This window comes from Gluconobacter japonicus, from assembly GCF_002723975.1.
In the GTDB taxonomy this organism is placed as follows: Bacteria; Pseudomonadota; Alphaproteobacteria; order Acetobacterales; family Acetobacteraceae; genus Gluconobacter; species Gluconobacter japonicus.
Window position 1 is genome coordinate 37,269 of the sequence record NZ_BEWO01000012.1, and the last position, 17,692, is coordinate 54,960.

16 protein-coding genes are annotated in these 17,692 nt (G+C 56.4%); 10 read left to right on the forward strand and 6 right to left on the reverse strand.

Features of this window, described 5'->3' with window-relative positions:
* Positions 1-60: 60 nt before the first annotated feature.
* Both glgX and GJA01_RS09610 read left to right on the forward strand, forming a co-directional pair.
* The gene (gene glgX, locus GJA01_RS09605; protein ID WP_062503474.1) at positions 61-2,214 is read left to right on the forward strand and encodes a glycogen debranching protein GlgX; all 2,154 of its coding nucleotides are present in this window, start codon (positions 61-63) and stop codon (positions 2,212-2,214) included.
* Positions 2,215-2,281: 67 nt separating this feature from the next.
* Positions 2,282-2,470 carry a YqaE/Pmp3 family membrane protein gene (locus GJA01_RS09610; RefSeq protein ID WP_023944648.1) on the forward strand — a complete coding sequence of 63 codons (189 nt, stop codon included), beginning with the start codon at positions 2,282-2,284 and terminating at the stop codon, positions 2,468-2,470.
* A gap of 57 nt (positions 2,471-2,527) precedes the next feature.
* On the opposite strand, the gene GJA01_RS09615 is transcribed toward GJA01_RS09610, so the two are convergent.
* Positions 2,528-3,322, reverse strand: a complete 795-nt coding sequence (locus tag GJA01_RS09615) for an SDR family NAD(P)-dependent oxidoreductase (protein ID WP_062503472.1) — start codon at positions 3,320-3,322, stop codon at positions 2,528-2,530.
* Positions 3,323-3,497: 175 nt separating this feature from the next.
* Between GJA01_RS09615 and GJA01_RS09620 the strand changes: the two genes are divergently transcribed.
* The 6 genes from GJA01_RS09620 to GJA01_RS09645 all read left to right on the forward strand — a co-directional run bounded on the left by GJA01_RS09620 (position 3,498) and on the right by GJA01_RS09645 (position 11,124).
* On the forward strand, positions 3,498-7,130 hold the full coding sequence (locus tag GJA01_RS09620; RefSeq protein ID WP_062503470.1) for a PAS domain-containing protein: 3,633 nt from the start codon (positions 3,498-3,500) through the stop codon (positions 7,128-7,130).
* A 60-nt stretch (positions 7,131-7,190) separates the two neighbouring features.
* Positions 7,191-8,030, forward strand: coding sequence for an aldo/keto reductase (locus tag GJA01_RS09625; RefSeq protein WP_062503469.1), 840 nt, complete (start codon positions 7,191-7,193; stop codon positions 8,028-8,030).
* Between the two features lie 93 nt (positions 8,031-8,123).
* A complete protein-coding gene (locus GJA01_RS09630; RefSeq protein ID WP_062503467.1) occupies positions 8,124-8,597 on the forward strand; it encodes a flavin reductase family protein in 474 nt (157 codons plus the stop codon).
* A gap of 411 nt (positions 8,598-9,008) precedes the next feature.
* Complete coding sequence (locus GJA01_RS09635) at positions 9,009-9,281, forward strand: hypothetical protein (protein WP_062503466.1); 273 nt, start codon at positions 9,009-9,011, stop codon at positions 9,279-9,281.
* Positions 9,278-9,586, forward strand: a complete 309-nt coding sequence (locus GJA01_RS09640; RefSeq protein ID WP_253783234.1) for a hypothetical protein — start codon at positions 9,278-9,280, stop codon at positions 9,584-9,586. The genes GJA01_RS09635 and GJA01_RS09640 overlap by 4 nt, the downstream gene beginning before the upstream one ends.
* Positions 9,583-11,124, forward strand: a complete 1,542-nt coding sequence (locus GJA01_RS09645; protein WP_062503465.1) for a PepSY-associated TM helix domain-containing protein — start codon at positions 9,583-9,585, stop codon at positions 11,122-11,124. The genes GJA01_RS09640 and GJA01_RS09645 overlap by 4 nt, the downstream gene beginning before the upstream one ends.
* Here GJA01_RS09645 and GJA01_RS09650 read toward each other — a convergent pair.
* The 3 genes from GJA01_RS09650 to queF are packed head-to-tail and all read right to left on the reverse strand — an operon-like array spanning position 11,114 to position 12,422.
* Positions 11,114-11,725, reverse strand: a complete 612-nt coding sequence (locus GJA01_RS09650) for an aminoglycoside N(3)-acetyltransferase (protein ID WP_253783232.1) — start codon at positions 11,723-11,725, stop codon at positions 11,114-11,116. The genes GJA01_RS09645 and GJA01_RS09650 overlap by 11 nt on opposite strands.
* On the reverse strand, positions 11,697-11,930 hold the full coding sequence (locus tag GJA01_RS15545; protein WP_253783230.1) for an AAC(3) family N-acetyltransferase: 234 nt from the start codon (positions 11,928-11,930) through the stop codon (positions 11,697-11,699). The genes GJA01_RS09650 and GJA01_RS15545 overlap by 29 nt, the downstream gene beginning before the upstream one ends.
* A 3-nt stretch (positions 11,931-11,933) precedes the next feature.
* Positions 11,934-12,422, reverse strand: a complete 489-nt coding sequence (gene queF, locus GJA01_RS09655) for a preQ(1) synthase (protein WP_010503841.1) — start codon at positions 12,420-12,422, stop codon at positions 11,934-11,936.
* Between the two features lie 171 nt (positions 12,423-12,593).
* Here queF and typA point away from each other — a divergent pair, with 171 nt between their 5' ends.
* Both typA and GJA01_RS09665 read left to right on the forward strand, forming a co-directional pair.
* A complete protein-coding gene (gene typA / locus GJA01_RS09660) occupies positions 12,594-14,414 on the forward strand; it encodes a translational GTPase TypA (protein ID WP_023944660.1) in 1,821 nt (606 codons plus the stop codon).
* 269 nt (positions 14,415-14,683) lie between these two features.
* Positions 14,684-14,989 (forward strand): hypothetical protein, encoded by a 306-nt coding sequence (locus GJA01_RS09665; protein ID WP_070356591.1) that lies wholly within the window; start codon positions 14,684-14,686, stop codon positions 14,987-14,989.
* Positions 14,990-15,283: 294 nt separating this feature from the next.
* Here the strand turns inward: GJA01_RS09665 and GJA01_RS09670 are convergent, their stop codons facing one another.
* Both GJA01_RS09670 and GJA01_RS09675 read right to left on the reverse strand, forming a co-directional pair.
* Positions 15,284-16,537: a D-amino acid dehydrogenase gene (locus GJA01_RS09670; RefSeq protein ID WP_010503838.1), complete on the reverse strand. Its 1,254-nt coding sequence runs from the start codon at positions 16,535-16,537 to the stop codon at positions 15,284-15,286.
* A gap of 96 nt (positions 16,538-16,633) precedes the next feature.
* Positions 16,634-17,656: an NAD(P)/FAD-dependent oxidoreductase gene (locus GJA01_RS09675; RefSeq protein WP_061930275.1), complete on the reverse strand. Its 1,023-nt coding sequence runs from the start codon at positions 17,654-17,656 to the stop codon at positions 16,634-16,636.
* Between the last annotated feature and the right edge of the window lie 36 nt (positions 17,657-17,692).

The window sequence follows — 17,692 nt, forward strand, 5'->3', positions numbered from 1 at the left end:
GCTGCGCGGCTCTGCCATGGGGCAGGAAAACCGGCGCGCGTCTTTTCTGGAACAATGACTATGAGCAGTTCGCGCCAGAAGGGATTACAGGAAGGTTCTCCCAATCGTCTGGGAGCCATGTTTGAAAATGACGGGGTCAATTTCGCAGTTTTTTCGGCCCACGCGAAATCGGTCGAAGTGTGTCTCTTTGATGACGATGGCAAGCGGGAAACAGACCGGATCAAGCTTCCGGAATATACGGATCACGTCTTTCATGGTTGGGTTCCTGATCTGAAGCCAGGGCAGCTTTATGGCTATCGTGTTCATGGACCGTATGAGCCGGATGAAGGGCACAGATTTAATCCGAATAAACTGCTGTTTGACCCGTATGCCCGTGCGTTTCATGGAGATCTCACGTGGGACCCGGCACTTTTCGGTTATGTGCTTGACCATACTGACAAGGATCTGAGCTTCAATTCAGAAGACAGTGCGCCTTTCGTCCCTAAAAGCATTATCATTGATCCGACGCCGCAGCATTTTGAGAGGCCGCAAACGTCATGGACGGATACGGTCATCTACGAAATGCATGTGAAGGGTTATACGAAGCTTCATCCGCAGGTTCCTGAAAAAATTCGCGGAACTTATGCTGGTTTGTCTGATCCGACATTGCTGAAAAATATTCGAGATCTGGGCGTGACGGCAGTTGAATTCCTGCCAGTTCAGAGTTTTGTGAACAGCAAATTTCTCGCGGACAAGGGGCTGAGCAATTACTGGGGCTATAATACGATCGGGTTCTTTTCTCCCGAAAGTCATTATGCTTCCGAACCAGACAATGCGGCTCAGGAATTCAGGGCGCTTGTTCGGGCCTGTCATGAGGCAGGCCTCGAAGTTATTCTGGATGTTGTTTATAATCACACGGCAGAAGGCAATGAACTGGGGCCAACGCTCTCTTTCCGTGGTCTGGACAATGCGTCCTATTACCGTCTCATGCCAGAGAGTAAAAGACATTACATTAACGAAACAGGAACAGGGAATACGTTTAGTCTGACGCATCTGAACTGCATCCGGTTTGTTGCAGATAGTCTGCGGTATTGGGTGGAGGAAATGGGTGTTGATGGATTTCGGTTTGACCTTGCAACGATACTTGCGCGTGAAGATGATGGTTTCCATAAGGACTCGAGTTTCCTGCGTGTTTGCCAGCAGGACCCGATCCTCTCTCATGTCAAACTGATTGCAGAACCTTGGGATGTAGGGCCAGGGGGATATCAGGTTGGGAATTTTCCCCCGGGTTGGGCTGAGTGGAATGATGTTTTCCGTGACACGACACGTGATTTCTGGCGAGGCGAGGCAAAATCCGGTGCGTTAGCCCCTCGGCTGCTGGCCAGTCCAGACCGTTTCAATCATAGCGGCCGTCGGACATGGGCCTGCGTGAATTTCGTCACGGCGCATGATGGTTTCACGCTGATGGACTGCGTGTCCTATAATGAGCGCCATAACGAAGCGAATGGCGAAGACGGGAAGGACGGCTCACCGGACAACCGCTCTTACAATTACGGGGTTGAGGGGCCGACAGACGATCCGGACATCAATGCCGTTCGCTGGCGTCAATGCCGGAATATGCTGTCTACCCTGCTTTTGTCTCAGGGAACGCCAATGATTGTCGCGGGAGACGAGTTTGGCCGGACGCAGCAGGGTAACAACAATGCGTATTGCCAGGATAATGAAATTTCCTGGCTGCATTGGGATATCAGCGATGAAGGCAAGAGGCTTCAGTCTTTTGTGCAACGTCTGACAGAACTGCGTCATCGGTATCCGATCCTGCATCGCAGCCGGTTTCTGACGGAAGCCTACAACAAGGAACTGGATGTTCAGGAACTGAGTTGGGTTACGGCAACGGGGGGGCTAATGATGCCGGAAGACTGGCAGCACGATCAGTGTTTCGGGCTCATGATTGATGGCCGAAGCCAACGCAGTGGTATCATGCGCCGTGGCTCGGATGCGACGGTTCTGATCGTGCTCAATGGATGGAAAGACTCTGTTCCTTTCATTCTGCCGGAAACTGGGCAGGGGCGCTGGAAGCTTCTGCTCGATACCAATCAACCGGATGCAGGTGCTGCTGTGGAACAGGAAGTTTTTGAGCAGAAGTTTGAATATGTTGTTACGGGACGTTCCGTGCTTCTGCTGGAACTGATCTGCCGGGACGGAGGAGACTGCAAGGAGGGGAAGCTTAGTTGAGCCAGTGTTGCATCTGAGGCGTTCCTCGCGAACAATGGTTCACCCCGTTTAAGGAAAGGAACATTTCATGCGTCTTATTCTGGCACTTCTTCTGCCCTGGCTTCAGTTCTTCACCATTGGTCGCCCGTTTGCGGGGATCATCTGCCTGTTGCTTCAGGTAACGGTTATTGGCTGGATTCCGGCAGCCATCTGGTCTGTTTATGCACTCAGCCAGTATCGCACTGACCAGAAAATTGCCGCTGCCCGACGCGGTTGAAGTCAAAAAAACCGGGTCCTGAAAGGCCCGGTTTTTTTTATGCGCTGTTTGAGAACGTCAGATCGTATCGATTGTCCCACCATCTACGCGCAAGGCGGCTCCCGTTGTTGCTGATGCAAGAGGCGAGGCTGCATAAACGACCATATTGGCCACTTCATCCACAGTAGCCATGCGCTGAAGGATGTTGCTGGGGCGATGTTTTTTGACAAAGTCGGCACCCAGTTCAGCAACAGGCTGGCTGCTGTCGGGGTTTTGAGCTTTCAGCATGGCTTCAACGCCTTCTGACAGTGTCGGGCCGGGCAGGATCGAATTCACCGTTACATTTGTGCCTGCCATGTCCTTGGCCAGTCCACGCGCCAATCCCACCATGGCTGTCTTGCTGACGCCATAGTCAATCATTTCAACGGGGATATTGAACGCGGATTCAGAGGCAATGAACAGAACGCGTCCCCAGTTCCGTTCTTTCATTCCTGGCATGTAAGCCCGGGCGAGGCGTACTCCGGAAAAGAGATTGACCTCAAACAGCTTCTGCCAGCTTTCGTCGGTCGTTTTGAAAAAGTCGCTCGGGCCGAAAATGCCCGCATTGTTGATAAGAATATCCACCTGGCTTTCTGCTGCGACCAGGGCATCACAGCCTTCCGCCGTACCAACATCCGCAACCACACTGCGAAAGTTCCCGCCAGGAACATGCGTGCGCAGGGTCTCGAGAGCGCCGTCGAGCGTATCCTGTTTGCGGCCATTGAGAATAACCGTGGCATCGGCTTCTGCCAGTCGACGGGCAATGGCCAGACCAATCCCGCCGGTAGAGCCGGTCACAAGGGCTGTTCTGCCACTCAGATCAAGACCGAGCATGATGAAATCTCCTGTTAATGAAATGTTCGTGACGGCAGAAACGCCTCACCCTCGGCAAAGTCGCATGGGATTTGTGCCAAAGGACGCATACGGTCACAGGACGTGTCGACCTAGATCTGTTAGACTGAAGGACAGTACTGTCTTGTCCATGGACAGGACTTGACTGAGGAAATGCATGATGAGCAGCGAAGAGGGACAACTGGCCAACGAAGAAAGACTTCTGTCTTCGGAAATGCGTCAGACCCGCGCGGCTTTTCAGACGTCCTCTATCAATCATTGCCTCGCGCTCGCCGCCACTCTTGGCGGTGGTGCGGCTCTTCTTCTGGCGCAGGCGCGTGGGCAGGAATGGCTTCTGGCTTCTGCGGGGGATGAGACCCGTCTGGAAGTTCTGAAATCTTCTCTAAAATCCTCCTCGACCTGTCGTTTGTCCGTTCATATGGGCTCTCCGGAAGTGTGGTTGTGTGTCAGTCAGGCCGGTTCAGGTCTGGAGAATGTTCGTGCCTTGTGTGAGCAATACGCGCAGGACATTTTCAGACCTGAACCGGACCGAACCCCGGTCGTCATGGCGGATCAGCTCAGAAGGCTGGAGCGTCGCGTCAAACGCATGGCCGAAGCCGCAGAAATGGGCTTTTTCCGGGCCAATCTTGTGAAGCGTACCGTTTCCGGGGATGAGCGTTTTGCAATGATCTGGGGCGTGCCTTCCGCGCAGATGGCGCATGGTTTGTCTCTGGAGACTTTCTACAGTCGCCTTCATCCCGAGGACCGGAAAGCCTACGAAACCGTCGCGGAGGAAGAGCTCCTTCAGGAAGGAAGCTGCGAACTCCGTTTTCGGATCATTGTTTCACATGAGCATGGCCCGACCATGGTTCGGCATCTGCTCATGCGTGCCTGGATGGATGATGAGAAGCCAGCCGGAGAGGAGCTGTCCTGCGTCGGGGTTATTGTCGATCTGTCGAATGCCACTATGACTGCTGAAGCTTTGCGATCCAGCGAGGCATTTACCCGGCTGCTTCTGTCCAGCTCTCCAGACTGCATTCATATTCTTGATCGCGAGGGCTGCATTCGTTTTGTCAACGAAGGCGGGATACGCGCCATGGAACTGGACAGTCCGATTATCCTGCACGGTATTCCATGGGTTGATCTTTGGCGGGCACAGGCACGGGCGCGGGCGGTGCAGGCCGTCAATGCTGCGATTGCGGGTGAGACCGGCCGTTTCCAGGGGTATGCAACCACGATGCGGGGCAATCGCCGCTTCTGGGATGTGGCTATCACGCCGGTCTTTGATGAAGAGGGAGTTGTCCAGAAACTGCTGGCGATCGGGCGCGACCTGACGGAAGTGAACCAGTCCGCGGTGCGGCTCAAGCTTGCGCTTGATGCTGGAGCCATCGCTGGAACCTGGGTCTGGGACGATAACTCCGGTCTGGTGATTGGGGATGCCCGACTGGCAGAAACCCTGGGGCTGGATACTCAGGCCCTTCAGCAGGGTGTACCGGTTACCGCGTTCTATGATGCGATCGATCAGGATGATCGCGCCTCTGTTGCCGAGGCCATAACACAAGCCGTGCGGATGGGAGGCAAATGTGATTTTGAATTCCGCGTTCAGACGCCGAGCGGTCTTCGCTGGTTTGAGGGTAACGGGCGTTGTGATCTGAATGATGAGCGGCGAGCGATCCGGTTTACGGGTATCGTTTTCGATATTGACCAGAGCAAACGGCAGTCGCTTCGGCAGATCGCGCTTGTCGAGCTTGGTGATCGTCTGCGTGCGCTGGAAACTGCAGATGAAATGGAAGGCGTTGCCGCACACATTCTGTGTCGGGAGCTTGCTGTGTCCTGTGCGGCTTATGGCGCTGTTGATGAAGCGGGCACCGGTCTGCTGATCGGTCCTGCCGGAACAGCGGGGCTGGGCAAAGGCATCAATCTCCAGCAGCGTGTGTCTGTTCGGGGTTTCCATAGTTTTCGGGATTATGGAGATTATGGGCCGTTATTGGCCCAGGGCCGGACAATTGCCATTGCCGACGTGCAGCAGGACCCGATGACGGCAGGGCGGTCGGAGCGGTTCGGGCCTTTGGGTATTCGTGCCATCCTGAATGTCCCGCTTTTCAAATTCGGACGTCTTGTTGGTGTGATGTGCGTTTATGCGTCCGTTCCCCATGTCTGGACTGAAGAGGAAATTGTTTTCACCCGCGCCGTTGCGGACCGCACCCATGCTGCCATGCGTCAGGCCAAGACGCAGCAGCAGCTTCGGGAAATGAATGTGATGCTGGAGGAACGTATCCGCCAGCGCACGCGGGAACGTGATCGCCTCTGGACGATCGCCAAGGATCTGTTTGTTATCATCAGCCGGAGTGGGCACTACCTTGCTGTCAGTCCATCCTGGTTGCGGGCCTTGGGTTATGCGCAGGAAGGGCTGATTGGTCTGCGGATTGATGCGTTGTGTCATCCCGACGATCAGGCTGCGGTTTGTGAGGCTTTTGACCGGTCGCATCAAAGTTCGTCCTGGTCTGATCTTGGGCTGGATGTCCGGATGCTGCATCGCAACGGGACGTGGCGGATCTACAACTGGAACTTCAATAATGAAGGCGACAGTATCTATGGTGTAGGGCGCGACATTACCGAGCGTAATGATCTGGAGGAACAGCTGCGCCAGTCCCAGAAAATGGAAGCTGTTGGTCAACTGACAGGCGGTCTGGCGCATGATTTCAACAATCTTCTGGCCGGGATCGGTGGGAGTCTCGAACTTCTGGAGATGCGCCTGTCGCAGGGCCGGACAGGCGGTCTGGAGCGTTATCTTACGGCTTCGCAGGACGCCGTTCGCCGCGCTTCATCCCTGACGCATCGCCTGTTGGCATTTTCGCGTCGTCAGCCACTTGATCCAGTGCCGACGGATGTCAATGAACTGGTCAGTGGTCTGGAAACCCTGTTGCAGGGCAGTGTCGGACCAGCCATTTCGCTCGGATTTACGTTGGCTCCGCAAATCTGGACAACACGGATTGACGCCAATCAGCTTGAAAATGCGATTTTGAACATCTGCATTAATGCGCGCGATGCCATGCAGGAGAAAGGTAACCTGCTTCGGATTTCAACCAGTAATGCCACTTTGGGAAATGTCGCTGCACATGAAGTCGGCGTTCCCCCTGGGGATTATGTCCTGCTTCAGGTGGAAGATGATGGTTGTGGCATGGCTGAAGAAACAGCGAAACGGGCTTTCGATCCTTTTTTTACCACCAAGCCGTTAGGGAAGGGGACGGGGCTGGGGCTGAGCATGATCTATGGCTTCGCCCGCCAGTCTGGCGGTGGCGTATCTCTAAAGTCCCGGCTCGGGCAGGGGACGTCCGTCTATCTTTTTCTGCCGCGATATGATGGGCCTTCTGGGCACGTCTCGGCTGTTGAGAGCAATTCCGTGATGACGCTGGGTGGCCCATCCTGGATGTCCGGGAAGCTGATCATGATTGTGGATGATGAAGAAGCTGTTCGACTGATTGTCAGTGACGTCATCGGAGATCTGGGTGCGAGGATTTTGACGGCGGAGGATGCAATTTCCGCGATGGAGCTGGCAGATCGTCTTCCTGCCCTCCGTCCGGATGCGCTGATTACGGATATTGGCATGCCAGGTGGACTGAATGGTCGGCAGCTTGCGGCCAGGATGAGGGAGAAATTTCCGGGTTTGAAAGTTCTGTTCATTACCGGATACGCCGAGCAGAATATTCTGGATGAAGGGCTTCTGGAACCTGGGTGTGCGTTACTGGTCAAACCGTTCAGTACGGATGCGCTGCTTCGCAAGCTCTGTCATCTGCTCGAACAGGTCTGAACCGGGGTCGACGAAAAGGCGTTTTGGTCAAGAGCACAGATAATCGGCAAGGAGTTTTTCATGATTGATCCGGTTGCTTACATGGATAACCAGAAGCGTATTACCCTCAACGACGGGTGCGTTATTCCGCAGCTCGGTCTTGGTGTTTGGAAAACACCTCCTGAAGAGACGGCTCATGTTGTTCGTGAGGCGATAAAGCTTGGATATCACTCTGTTGATACAGCGCGGCTCTATCAGAATGAAGCAGGTGTTGGCGAAGGTCTGGCTGGTTCGCCGGATGTTTTTGTCACCACAAAAGTCTGGAATGACGAACAGGGGTATGACAGCACGATCCGTGCTTACGAGGAAAGTTGCCGCCTACTAAAACGGTCGGTTCTCGATATGTATCTGATTCACTGGCCTATGCCGGGGCAGGGACAGTACGTCGAGACCTGGAAAGCGCTTGTTGACCTGCAGAAAGACGGACGCGTCAAATCCATTGGCGTATCGAATTTCGAACCTGAGCATCTGGAGCGGATCATGGATGCCACAGGTGTGGTGCCGGCGGTCAATCAGATTGAGCTTCATCCATTCTTTCAGCAGGAAAAGGTTCGGGCCTTTAACGAACAGCATAACATCCGCACGGAGGCATGGCGTCCGCTCGGGAAGGGGCAGCTTCTGGACAATGCGACCATTGGTGCGATTGCCCGTCACGTTGGACGAACGCCGGCGCAGGTTATTCTTCGATGGCATTTGCAGAGCGGATTTATCGTGATTCCGAAATCGGCAAACCTGAAGCGTCTGGCCGAAAATCTGGATGTTTTCGACTTTTCTCTTGATGATGCTGATATGGCTGCCATTACGGCGCTGGACAGGGAAGACGGGCGCATGGGCGCACATCCCATGACGGCTCGCTTCTGAGAGGGGATGTTTCCGCTGGGGTTCTGGTGAGGGCCGGAGTTCTCCTGTAAGGGTGCCGGGATCAAAGATTCCGACGATGGCAGGAGAGTTGTCATGACGACACTGAATGAGCAGGACTTTCGCCGGGCCATGTCCCATTTTGCAACAGGTGTCGCTGTTGTGACGGCCAAGGGAAGCGAGGGGGAGCAGGGTGCGACCATCAGCGCCCTGACGTCAGTTTCCCTTGACCCGCTGTTGCTTCTGATCTGTCTGCACCGTGGTAGCTCGACCTATAAAGCGATTGCCGAGGCTGGTCGTTTCGGCCTGAGCATCCTGAACAACAGCCACAAGGATGTGGCCATGCTCTTTGCCAGCCGCACGGCCGACAAATTCGGCTCGGACGTTGTGGTACGTGCGGAAGACGGTACGGCCTTCATCGATGGCGCATTGGTGCAGATGCATTGTGAGCTTGTCGAGACGTTCCAGGGGGGGACGCATGCGCTCTTTATGGCGCGCCCCACCAACATCACAGTCCGGGATGAAGCGCCGTTGCTATACTTCCAAGGGCAATTGGGAATCGAGGCGTAATCGCGCGCCTCGTTCAAGGGCATTTCGCCTCTCGGTAGTGGCTTGAAAAAGTGAAGGGAATCAAAGGGGATTTACTTTACTTTTTTTTGTTGAGAATAATTATCATTAATGTTATGCCGCAGCTCGATTTTCGGAGAAGCTGTGGTGCGGGTCAGATCGTATCTTATTTCCCGTAGAACGGTGTTTCCGGGGCTGTCTTGTGAACTGGTTGATGTCAGACGCGTAGAGCGAGGCTGCCTGTCGAGGCTTTGGCATATTCCCCAAAGCCATGGGAAATCTGGTTTGTATTTTGGACAGACGGGTTGTCTGACAGTCCCATCAGTGGCCGTTCCGTTGCAGCCTGTCTGTGATCCGACCTTTGTGTCCGGAAATCGGGGCAGGTCGTTTCCTTCTGTTATGAGTCACTGACTCGTGGCGTTTGAATTGCTGTCTGTAGCCCTGACGGCCCTGGCGGCCGGACTGTTCTATCTGTCCGCGCCATCCCAGTGTTTGTTGCGCCATCCTCTTTCAGCGGGGCGAGGAGTGTTGCCGGGAGGAGGATGTCTTCTTCTGGCTGTCGCGGTCATGGCTCAGGAACTGCATGTTCTGGCAGCATGTCTGGCCGTGGGGGCGCTTCTGATGCTGAGTAGTATGCTCGTGCCATTCCTGATCGCGGTTTTCAGAACACAGGGGCGTCTCTTGTGAAGACTGACGTTCAGCAGAAGCCTTTGGATGGCTCAGGCTGGTTGGGAAAAGTGATGGCAGGGCTTGTTCTGGGGGCCGCACTGGCTTGCGGTTTGCTCGGGGTCCTGGGTCTGCTCTTTCACGCAGATGCCCAGTTTAAAACCGTCACATCGCAGCTTCTGCGCTGGTTTCCGGGGCCAGTCTGGGGGCTTCTGGTGGCGTTTTCATTCCTGTTCCGCTCCTCTCGGCAGGCATGGCTTGTTCTGGCTCTGCTGAACGGAAGCGTGTGGGCGCTGTTCTTTTTTTTGCATGCCCTAATGGCATGAAGATACGTGGCGATATCATCCGGCTTTACCGGAACGTCCATAGCTGGGCGGGCATCATGGCCGGCCTGTTTCTGTTCATTGCGTTCTATGCTGGTGGCATGACGATGTTTGAACTGCCGCTGGAAAACTGGGCATCCCAAACATCAACACTTCCTGCTCCCGTTCCTGTCCAAAGCCTGTCTGAGCTGGTGCAGAAGGCGCGGGCTTCTGACCCGTCCATGGCGACTGCTTACACGCTGGTGCTGCATCCCGACGCTGCCACCCCCTCCAGTCTCATGTGGACGACGTCTTCTGAAAAGGAGCACGGTCCGGCACGGACCATTTATGCGGGACTTGATCCGGATGGTCGCCTTGTCACCCGGACGCGCACGCCTTCCCAGGCTATGTATTTTCTCAATATCCTCCATCAGCGTATTGGCCTGCCCCTGAACCGGGAATATGGACGGCTCGTCATGGGTATTGTGGCGCTGCTGTATGCAGTGGCTCTGGTGTCTGGCACGATTGTTCTGCTGCCGTCTCTGGTCCGTAATCTTTTCGCTCTGCGAATGACTGAGACTCTGCGTCGGGTCTGGCTCGATTTTCACACGCTTCTTGGGGTTTGCTCGCTCCCATTTCATATCGTGATGGCAGCTTCCGCTGCGGGGTTTGCATTTCAGCAGCCGATCATGGCGCTGGAAAAAACCCTGTTCCTCCCCGCTGCGGTTCATCCGTCGGCGAAAGGTGGTGTCCACTCCGATCATGGCTCACAACTCCCGCTGGAGCCGATGGCCATTGTAGAGGCTTTCAACAGGCAGGCTCCGGATCTTGAGGCTGATGCGCTGGTTTATTCCAGCCGGGGAGGAAAACTTTCCCTAAGAGTTATGGTGCAGAGCAAGGCACAGATCGTGCGTCGGCCGGAGGGAGGATACGCAGATATGAATCCTTACACCGGTCGTCTGATCGCAACGGATTTTCTTCCCAACCATCAGACATCCGCATTCCAGGCCCTGACGTTGATTTACGCGCTGCATTTCGGGACTTACGGAGGGTGGCTGGTCCGCTGGACTTACGCTGTTCTGGGTTTTGGAGGTGCGTTTCTGTTTTATTCTGGAAACCAACTCTGGCTTTCAGCGCGTCGACGGCGAGAGCGTTCTGAAGGGCTGACTGCAGACAGTTTTGGAACACGGTGTCTGTCAGTGCTGACAGCGGGCTGTATGATCGGGTGTGTCAGCGGGATCTCTGCCGTGCTGGCCGCTATGCCTTTCCTTCCCGAAGGTGGCCATTATCAGACTGTGGAAGCTCTGTTTTATGCAGTGCTTCTGGTCTGTCTTCTGGTCGCGATGTGTTTGGGCGGTACGCGCAGTATCGGGTCGCTACTGTGTCTTGCAGGTCTTCTGACACTTCTGATCCCGATCACAGACATGGCGCGTTCCCTGACGTCTGGATCAGTGCTGCATCCGGGGCTGGAGAGTGTGACGCTGCTCTATGGTATTGCCCTGATGGTTCTTGCGTTTAAAAAGCGGCCGCGTCAGATCATGGGTGCCGCCCTTACGGTGTAAGAGCGCGTTCACGCCATGACTGTACGGCGATGCTGACAGCCTGATCGATTGGAAAGAGGCGAGCAGACGCGGCCCCGACATGGCCATGGCGCAGCATTGGGTGTCCGTCCAGTTTTGCGCCCAGAGCCGGGAAGCGGTCTACATCTGTGTGCGGCATCCGGAAACGGACCCATTTGCGTTCCCCCTCCACCAGAATGGCCGTTGCGTCCTCGAAAGTCGGTCCTTGTGGATCGGCCAGACGTTCTGCCAGATGAAGTGCCGTGCAGGTTTCCCAGCCTGTCCCGATCATCAGAACGGATGCGCCAACCTGTTTCAGGGCAGCGAGAGGGGATATGACGCCAAATGGATCTTCAAGGGGCTGGCTGGAGAGGATTTCTGCTGCAAGGGGGCCGTGAGCGCTGAAAGAAACCTGCGGATGCAGGCTCCGGCGTGTGCCCGGCCAGGTGCGGAACATTTCTGCCACAGTCCCCACGCCGCGTGTGGGCGTGAGGCGGGGATCGAACGCCGGCATGCTTGCCCGGATAGTGTCCCACCAGGTCTGAGGAACCGATGGCTCGCACCATCCGGCAGGGTCACTGAGTTCCGAGGATTGGGCTGGCATGACAAGCGTGCCCTCCGGCCCTACAAGCCTGAAACAGGGCTTCGATCACGGTTCTGGCCCCGCCACACACCCAGCCGATCCGGCTCATGGTGGTATGGACCAGAACAGTCATGCCGGGCTCAAGGCCCAGTCGTCTGAAATCGACCGTAAGGCGTGCCTGAGTGACAGGACCGCCCGACCGGGCAACGGCAGCCGCTTCTGTCATGCCTCAGCCGCGACCCCGATAGCCTGGAACATCCTGCGACGGAATCCACACGCCTGCGGGTGGCTCGCCCGTCTGCCAGAACACGTCGATCGGGATGCCGCCACGTGGATACCAGTAGGCACCAATTCGCAGCCATTCCGGATCAAGCAGCTCGACCAGACGCTCTGCGATGGCGACTGAGCAGTCTTCGTGGAACGCACCATGATTGCGGAAGCTGGTGAGGTACAGCTTGAGGGATTTGCTCTCCACGATCCATTTGCTCGGGATGTAGTCGATCACGATGTGTGCGAAGTCCGGCTGGCCTGTGACCGGGCAGAGAGACGTGAATTCCGGTGCCGTGAAACGAACAACATATTTGCGGCCCTGATGCGGGGAGGGGACGCGTTCCAGAACGGCTTCTTCAGGGCAGCTCGCAGCAGGCGTATTGCGGCCAAGCTGGCTCAGGGCATCTGTTCCCGGGGCGGATGGCCCGGTTGGTATCGTGTTGGACATGATGGAGTCTACTCGCAAAAAGACAGTGTTTTCTGATGATTTGGACCAGCTTCCGTCCATGCTCAAGTCGTGATTTATGCGAAAAGACTGCGACAGAGTTTGCATATTCGCGGGATTCGGTGCAGAAGACGGCGCAAATTCTTATCTTCGATGCACCGTCTGGAAGACCACATGGAAATCCGTAACATCGCCATCATCGCGCACGTCGATCATGGCAAAACCACGCTGGTTGACGCGCTCCTCAAGCAGTCCGGCTCTTTCCGCGAGAACCAGCACGTTGCTGATCGCGCGATGGACAGCAATGACCTCGAACGCGAGCGTGGCATCACCATTCTCGCCAAGTGCACGTCCGTTGTCTGGAAAGAGACGCGCATCAACATCATCGACACCCCGGGCCATGCTGACTTCGGTGGCGAAGTCGAGCGTATCCTGAGCATGGTGGATGGCGCGATCATCCTCGTTGATGCTGCTGAGGGCGCTCTGCCGCAGACGAAGTTCGTTCTGGGTAAGGCTCTGGCCCGTGGCATCCGTCCGATCGTGGTCGTGAACAAGATCGACCGTAGCGATGCGCGTCCGGACGAAGTGCACGAAGAAATCTTCGATCTGTTTGCCTCCCTCGGTGCTGACGAACACCAGCTCGACTTCCCGATGCTGTATGCTTCTGGCCGTCAGGGCTGGGCAGATCTGGAACTGGACGGACCGAAGAAGGACCTGTCCCCGCTATTCGATCTGGTTCTGCGCCACGTCCCGACGCCAAACGTCGACAAGGATGCGCCTTTCGGCATGGTTGCTACCATTCTCGAGAGCGACAACTTCCTTGGCCGTATCCTGACGGGTCGTATCGACCAGGGCCGTGCAAAGGTGAACATGCCGGTTCGCGTGCTGCGTCCGGACGGAACGGTTGTTGAAACCGGTCGTCTGACGAAGCTGCTGTCCTTCCGTGGTCTGGACCGCGTGCCGGTTGAGGAAGCCGAAGCCGGTGACATCGTGGCCGTGGCCGGTCTGTCCGAAGCGACGATTCCTGACACGATTGCTGATCCGTCCATCAGCGAGCCGCTGCCGTCCCGCCCGGTTGATCCGCCGACCCTGTCCATGACCTTCCGTATCAACGATGGTCCGCTGGGTGGCCGTGAAGGCAAGAAGGTGACGTCCCGTCAGATCCGTGACCGTCTCTTCAAGGAAACCGAAGGCAACGTGGCCATTAAGGTTACGGAAAGCCCGGAAAGCGAAGCCTTTGAAGTTGCCGGCCGTGGTGAACTTCAGCTTGGCGTTCTGATTGAAACGATGCGTCGTGAAGGCTTCGAGCTGACGATCGGTCGTCCGCGCGTTCTGTTCCGCGAGAACCCAGAGACGGGCGAGCGTGAAGAGCCGTTCGAAGAAGTTCTGGTTGACGTGGACGAGCCGTATTCCGGTGTCGTTGTCGAAAAGATGTCCCTGCGTAAGGGTGTGATGCAGGACATGCGTCCGTCCGGTGGTGGCAAGGTCCGTCTGACGTTCCTGATCCCGTCCCGTGGTCTGATCGGCTATCATGGCGAGTTCTTGACCGACACGCGCGGCACGGGCCTCATGAACCGTCTGTTCGATGGTTATCATCCTTATGTCGGCACGATCGAAGGTCGCCGTAACGGCTCCCTGATCTCCGCTGAAGATGGCCAGACGACGCAGTACGCCCTGTTCTCTCTGCAGGACCGTGGCACGATGTTCGTGGACGCTGGCGAGAAGATTTACACAGGCATGATCCTGGGTGAGCATTCCCGCGAGAACGATCTGGACATCAATGCCGTCCGTGAAAAGAAGCTGACCAACATGCGTGCCTCCGGCAAGGATGAAGCCCTGCTTCTGACGCCGCCGCGCCGCATGAGCCTTGAGCAGGCCATCGCCTACATCGAAGACGATGAACTGGTTGAAGTGACGCCGTCCGCCATTCGTATCCGTAAGCGTTATCTGGATCCGAACGAGCGTAAGCGCGCCTCCAAGAGCCGCGAAGCCTGATCTTTCTTTTCAGGAAAAGCATGAAGAGCGCGCATCGGGTTTCCGGTGCGCGTTTTTTTGTTCGAGAGTCGTGGGAAAGAAATCAGGAAGTCCTGATTGGGACTTTGGCGGAATTGAGGCGTATTTACGAAGACAAGCGGCTATCCCCCTGAAATTTCAAAAAGTTAATGCACGACGAAGGCGGTGTCTGGTGCTAGTTTCGAAGTATGGCCTCTGCAGTTTTTCTGACATGTGGTTTGTTTTTCAGTTTTCTGGAGCTTCGTTCTCAGATGCGCCTTTTCAACCGTTCCCTTATCGCTGCCGTTTCCGCTCTGGCCCTGACGGCTGCTCCGGCTTTCGCTGACCCTGCCGCTCCGGCAGAAACCACTACAGCTCCGACGGCTGCGGCTCCTGCTGCAGCGCCAGCCGCTCCGGAAGCTGCCGCTCCGGCTGCTCCTGCCGCCACGGATGCTGCAACGTCCACGGACACGACGACCAAGAAGAAGCACCACCACAAGAAGAAGCATCACAAGAAGCACAAGAAGGCTGCTGCTGAGACGTCTGCTCCGACGGACGCTGAAGCACCATCCAACTGATTTTCAGGACGAGCCCCACTTTGGCGGGGTGAGTGTGATGGAAACGGGGGTCGACTTTCGAGCTGGCCCCGTTTTTTTTGTTTTTGGACTACAAGACGACTGTTTTTCCTGCAGAACTCTGTGGCAGAGAGTGCATTGTCAGCGCGGAAGGTTTCGCATCAGGGTGTGCGAGCCGCTAAATAGCGATCTGCCTGACTGTCAGAGCTGCACTGCGGCTCGACGTTTGGACGCAGGTAATCCAAGAAAGCTTTATTCCGGCAGGGACGCTAACGCCCCTGCCGGGAGACAGAAAACTTACAGATAACGGTCCAGAGACAGGTCCAGTGATGGGATCGCTGTCTGGCGGCCAGAAATCTGGTCTGCGATGATCTGTCCTGAACCTGCTGTCATCGTCCAGCCAAGGGTCCCGTGACCTGTGTTGAGCCACAGGTTGTCGTAGCGCGGTGCCGGGCCGACGATGGGGGTGCCGTCTGGAGTGCAGGGGCGCAGGCCTGTCCAGTAGCGTGCAGCAGAGAGGTCGCCGCCGCCGTACATCTCGTTGAAGGACAGTTCCAGCGTTTCACGACGGTCCGGGCTAAGACGCAGGCTAAAGCCCGTCAGTTCAGCCGTGCCGCCAATGCGGATACGGTCCCCGAGGCGCGTGATGGCAACCTTGTAGGTTTCGTCATTGACCGTCGAAACCGGCGCACGGCTCTCGTCCGTAATCGGCATGGTGAGGGAGTAGCCCTTCACCGGATAGATCGGCAGACGCAGCTCCAGTGGCTTCATCAGGCGAGGCGAGTAGCTGCCCAGAGCGAGAACATAAGCGTCCGCCTTCAGGCGACCTGCACTCGTGCGGATGCTCAGGATGGAATCGCTGGTGGCCTCAATCGCTTCAATGTTCGTGCCAAGACGGAACTTCACGCCTTTCTGCTCGGCCATGGCGGCGAGGCGGCGCGTGAAGAGATGGGCATCACCCGTCTGATCACCCGGAAGACGCAGGCCGCCGCGCAGGCGATGGCGGGCATGGGCCAGCCCAGGCTCATGAGCGATGATTTCATCGACGTTCAGAAGCTGATGGTCGATGCCGCTTTCGGCCAGAAGACGCATGTCTTCGGCAGCATGTTCGACTTGTGCGTCCGTCCGGAAAAGCTGGATCAGACCTTTCTGGTCGCCGTCATACGTAATGCCGGTTTCGTCGCGCAGGGCGTCGATCTTGTCGCGGGCATATTCCGCAATCCGGAGCATACGGCTCTTGTTGATATCGTAGGCTTTTTCCGAACAGTTCGCGAGCAGTTCGCCCATGAAGCGGAACATGGCGGTATCAAAGCGTGGACGGATGATGAGCGGGCTGTGCTTGCTCATCATCCACTTTGCGACCTTGAACGGCAGACCCGGCATGGCCCATGGAGTTGAGTAGCCAGGAGACACCTGACCGGCATTGGCGAAGGATGTTTCTAGCCCTACGCCTGGCTGCCGGTCAATGACTTCAACCTCATGGCCTTCCTGAGCGAGGTACCATGCGGTTGTGACGCCGATGACACCGGCGCCCATGACGATGATTTTCATGACAGTTCTGCTGCTTTCCGATTGGTAGAAAACCGTTTTTTCGATTTGGTACCGATCAGATCAGCACCAGCGGAAACGGTTGTCTACCCCCGGTTTTCAGCCCGGAACGCCCTTGCTGGTGGAATATTCGAAGTGCAGGGCTGTATCCGGATGAACTATGGCGTGGATGGCATGAACTGCCATTGCGCCTTCCGAAAATCCCTGAAGAATTAATTTAAGCTTGCCGGGATATGTGGCCACGTCGCCGATGGCAAAAATGCCCGGTGTGCTGCTCTCCAGTGTGGCTGGCGTGACAGGTACCGTGTTGCGGTGCGTATCCAGTCCCCATAGGGCGATCGGGCCGAGATCGGTGGACAGACCGTAGAACGGCAGGAGCGTGTCAGCCTCCAGATGACGGGAGTCGCCGGCGAGGGTGGTGACTTCAACGGCAGAAAGCTGCCCGTCTGTGCCGTGCAGGGCATGAAGCTGGTAGGGAACGACCTTCTCGATGCGTCCGGCGGCAATCTGCTCTTCGATCCGGGACAGCGTTTCCGGCGCGCCGCGGAAGCGATCACGGCGATGCAGAAGATAAATCTTCTCGGCCACTTCGGAGAGGGACAGAGCCCAGTCGAGCGCGGAATCGCCACCACCGGCGACGACAATTGTCTTGCCTGCAAAATCAGCACGCTTCTTGACGTAATACTGGACCGCACCCGTCCGCTCGTAGGCTTCCAGTCCATCCAGTGGCGGACGGTTCGGGCCGAACGCCCCCGCACCCGCTGCGATGATGACAGCCTTGGCTTTTACGGTGTCGCCACGCGCCGTTGTCAGCGTGAAGTCTCCACGATGGCCCGTCAGGGTTTCCACACGGGAGCCGAGCAGACGCGGAACGTCGAACGGGGCAATCTGCTTGTCCAGAGCGTCGATCAGTGCGCCGCCCTCAATGGAAGGGTGAGCCGGAATGTCGTAGATCGGCTTTTCCGGATAGAGCGCTGCACACTGGCCGCCAATGCTGTCAAGAGCGTCAATCAGAACGCAGCTCAGTTTGAGCATTCCGCATTCAAAAGCTGCGAAGAGGGCGGTCGGGCCGGCGCCAACAATCGCGACGTCGGTGGAGAGGGTTTGAGGTGAAATCGTCATCTCTGTTTCTTAGGCGTTTTGAGTTGAATGGGGTAG

Excerpts from the sequence above, each read along its gene's own strand:
- glgX (WP_062503474.1), top strand. The coding sequence starts at position 61 with ATGAGCAGTTCGCGCCAGAAGGGATTACAGGAAGGTTCTCCCAATCGT.
- GJA01_RS09610 (WP_023944648.1), top strand. The coding sequence starts at position 2,282 with ATGCGTCTTATTCTGGCACTTCTTCTGCCCTGGCTTCAGTTCTTCACC.
- GJA01_RS09615 (WP_062503472.1), bottom strand. The coding sequence starts at position 3,322 with ATGCTCGGTCTTGATCTGAGTGGCAGAACAGCCCTTGTGACCGGCTCT.
- GJA01_RS09620 (WP_062503470.1), top strand. The coding sequence starts at position 3,498 with ATGATGAGCAGCGAAGAGGGACAACTGGCCAACGAAGAAAGACTTCTG.
- GJA01_RS09625 (WP_062503469.1), top strand. The coding sequence starts at position 7,191 with ATGATTGATCCGGTTGCTTACATGGATAACCAGAAGCGTATTACCCTC.
- GJA01_RS09630 (WP_062503467.1), top strand. The coding sequence starts at position 8,124 with ATGACGACACTGAATGAGCAGGACTTTCGCCGGGCCATGTCCCATTTT.
- GJA01_RS09645 (WP_062503465.1), top strand. The coding sequence starts at position 9,583 with ATGAAGATACGTGGCGATATCATCCGGCTTTACCGGAACGTCCATAGC.
- GJA01_RS09650 (WP_253783232.1), bottom strand. The coding sequence starts at position 11,725 with ATGCCAGCCCAATCCTCGGAACTCAGTGACCCTGCCGGATGGTGCGAG.
- GJA01_RS15545 (WP_253783230.1), bottom strand. The coding sequence starts at position 11,930 with ATGACAGAAGCGGCTGCCGTTGCCCGGTCGGGCGGTCCTGTCACTCAG.
- queF (WP_010503841.1), bottom strand. The coding sequence starts at position 12,422 with ATGTCCAACACGATACCAACCGGGCCATCCGCCCCGGGAACAGATGCC.
- typA (WP_023944660.1), top strand. The coding sequence starts at position 12,594 with ATGGAAATCCGTAACATCGCCATCATCGCGCACGTCGATCATGGCAAA.
- GJA01_RS09665 (WP_070356591.1), top strand. The coding sequence starts at position 14,684 with ATGCGCCTTTTCAACCGTTCCCTTATCGCTGCCGTTTCCGCTCTGGCC.
- GJA01_RS09670 (WP_010503838.1), bottom strand. The coding sequence starts at position 16,537 with ATGAAAATCATCGTCATGGGCGCCGGTGTCATCGGCGTCACAACCGCA.
- GJA01_RS09675 (WP_061930275.1), bottom strand. The coding sequence starts at position 17,656 with ATGACGATTTCACCTCAAACCCTCTCCACCGACGTCGCGATTGTTGGC.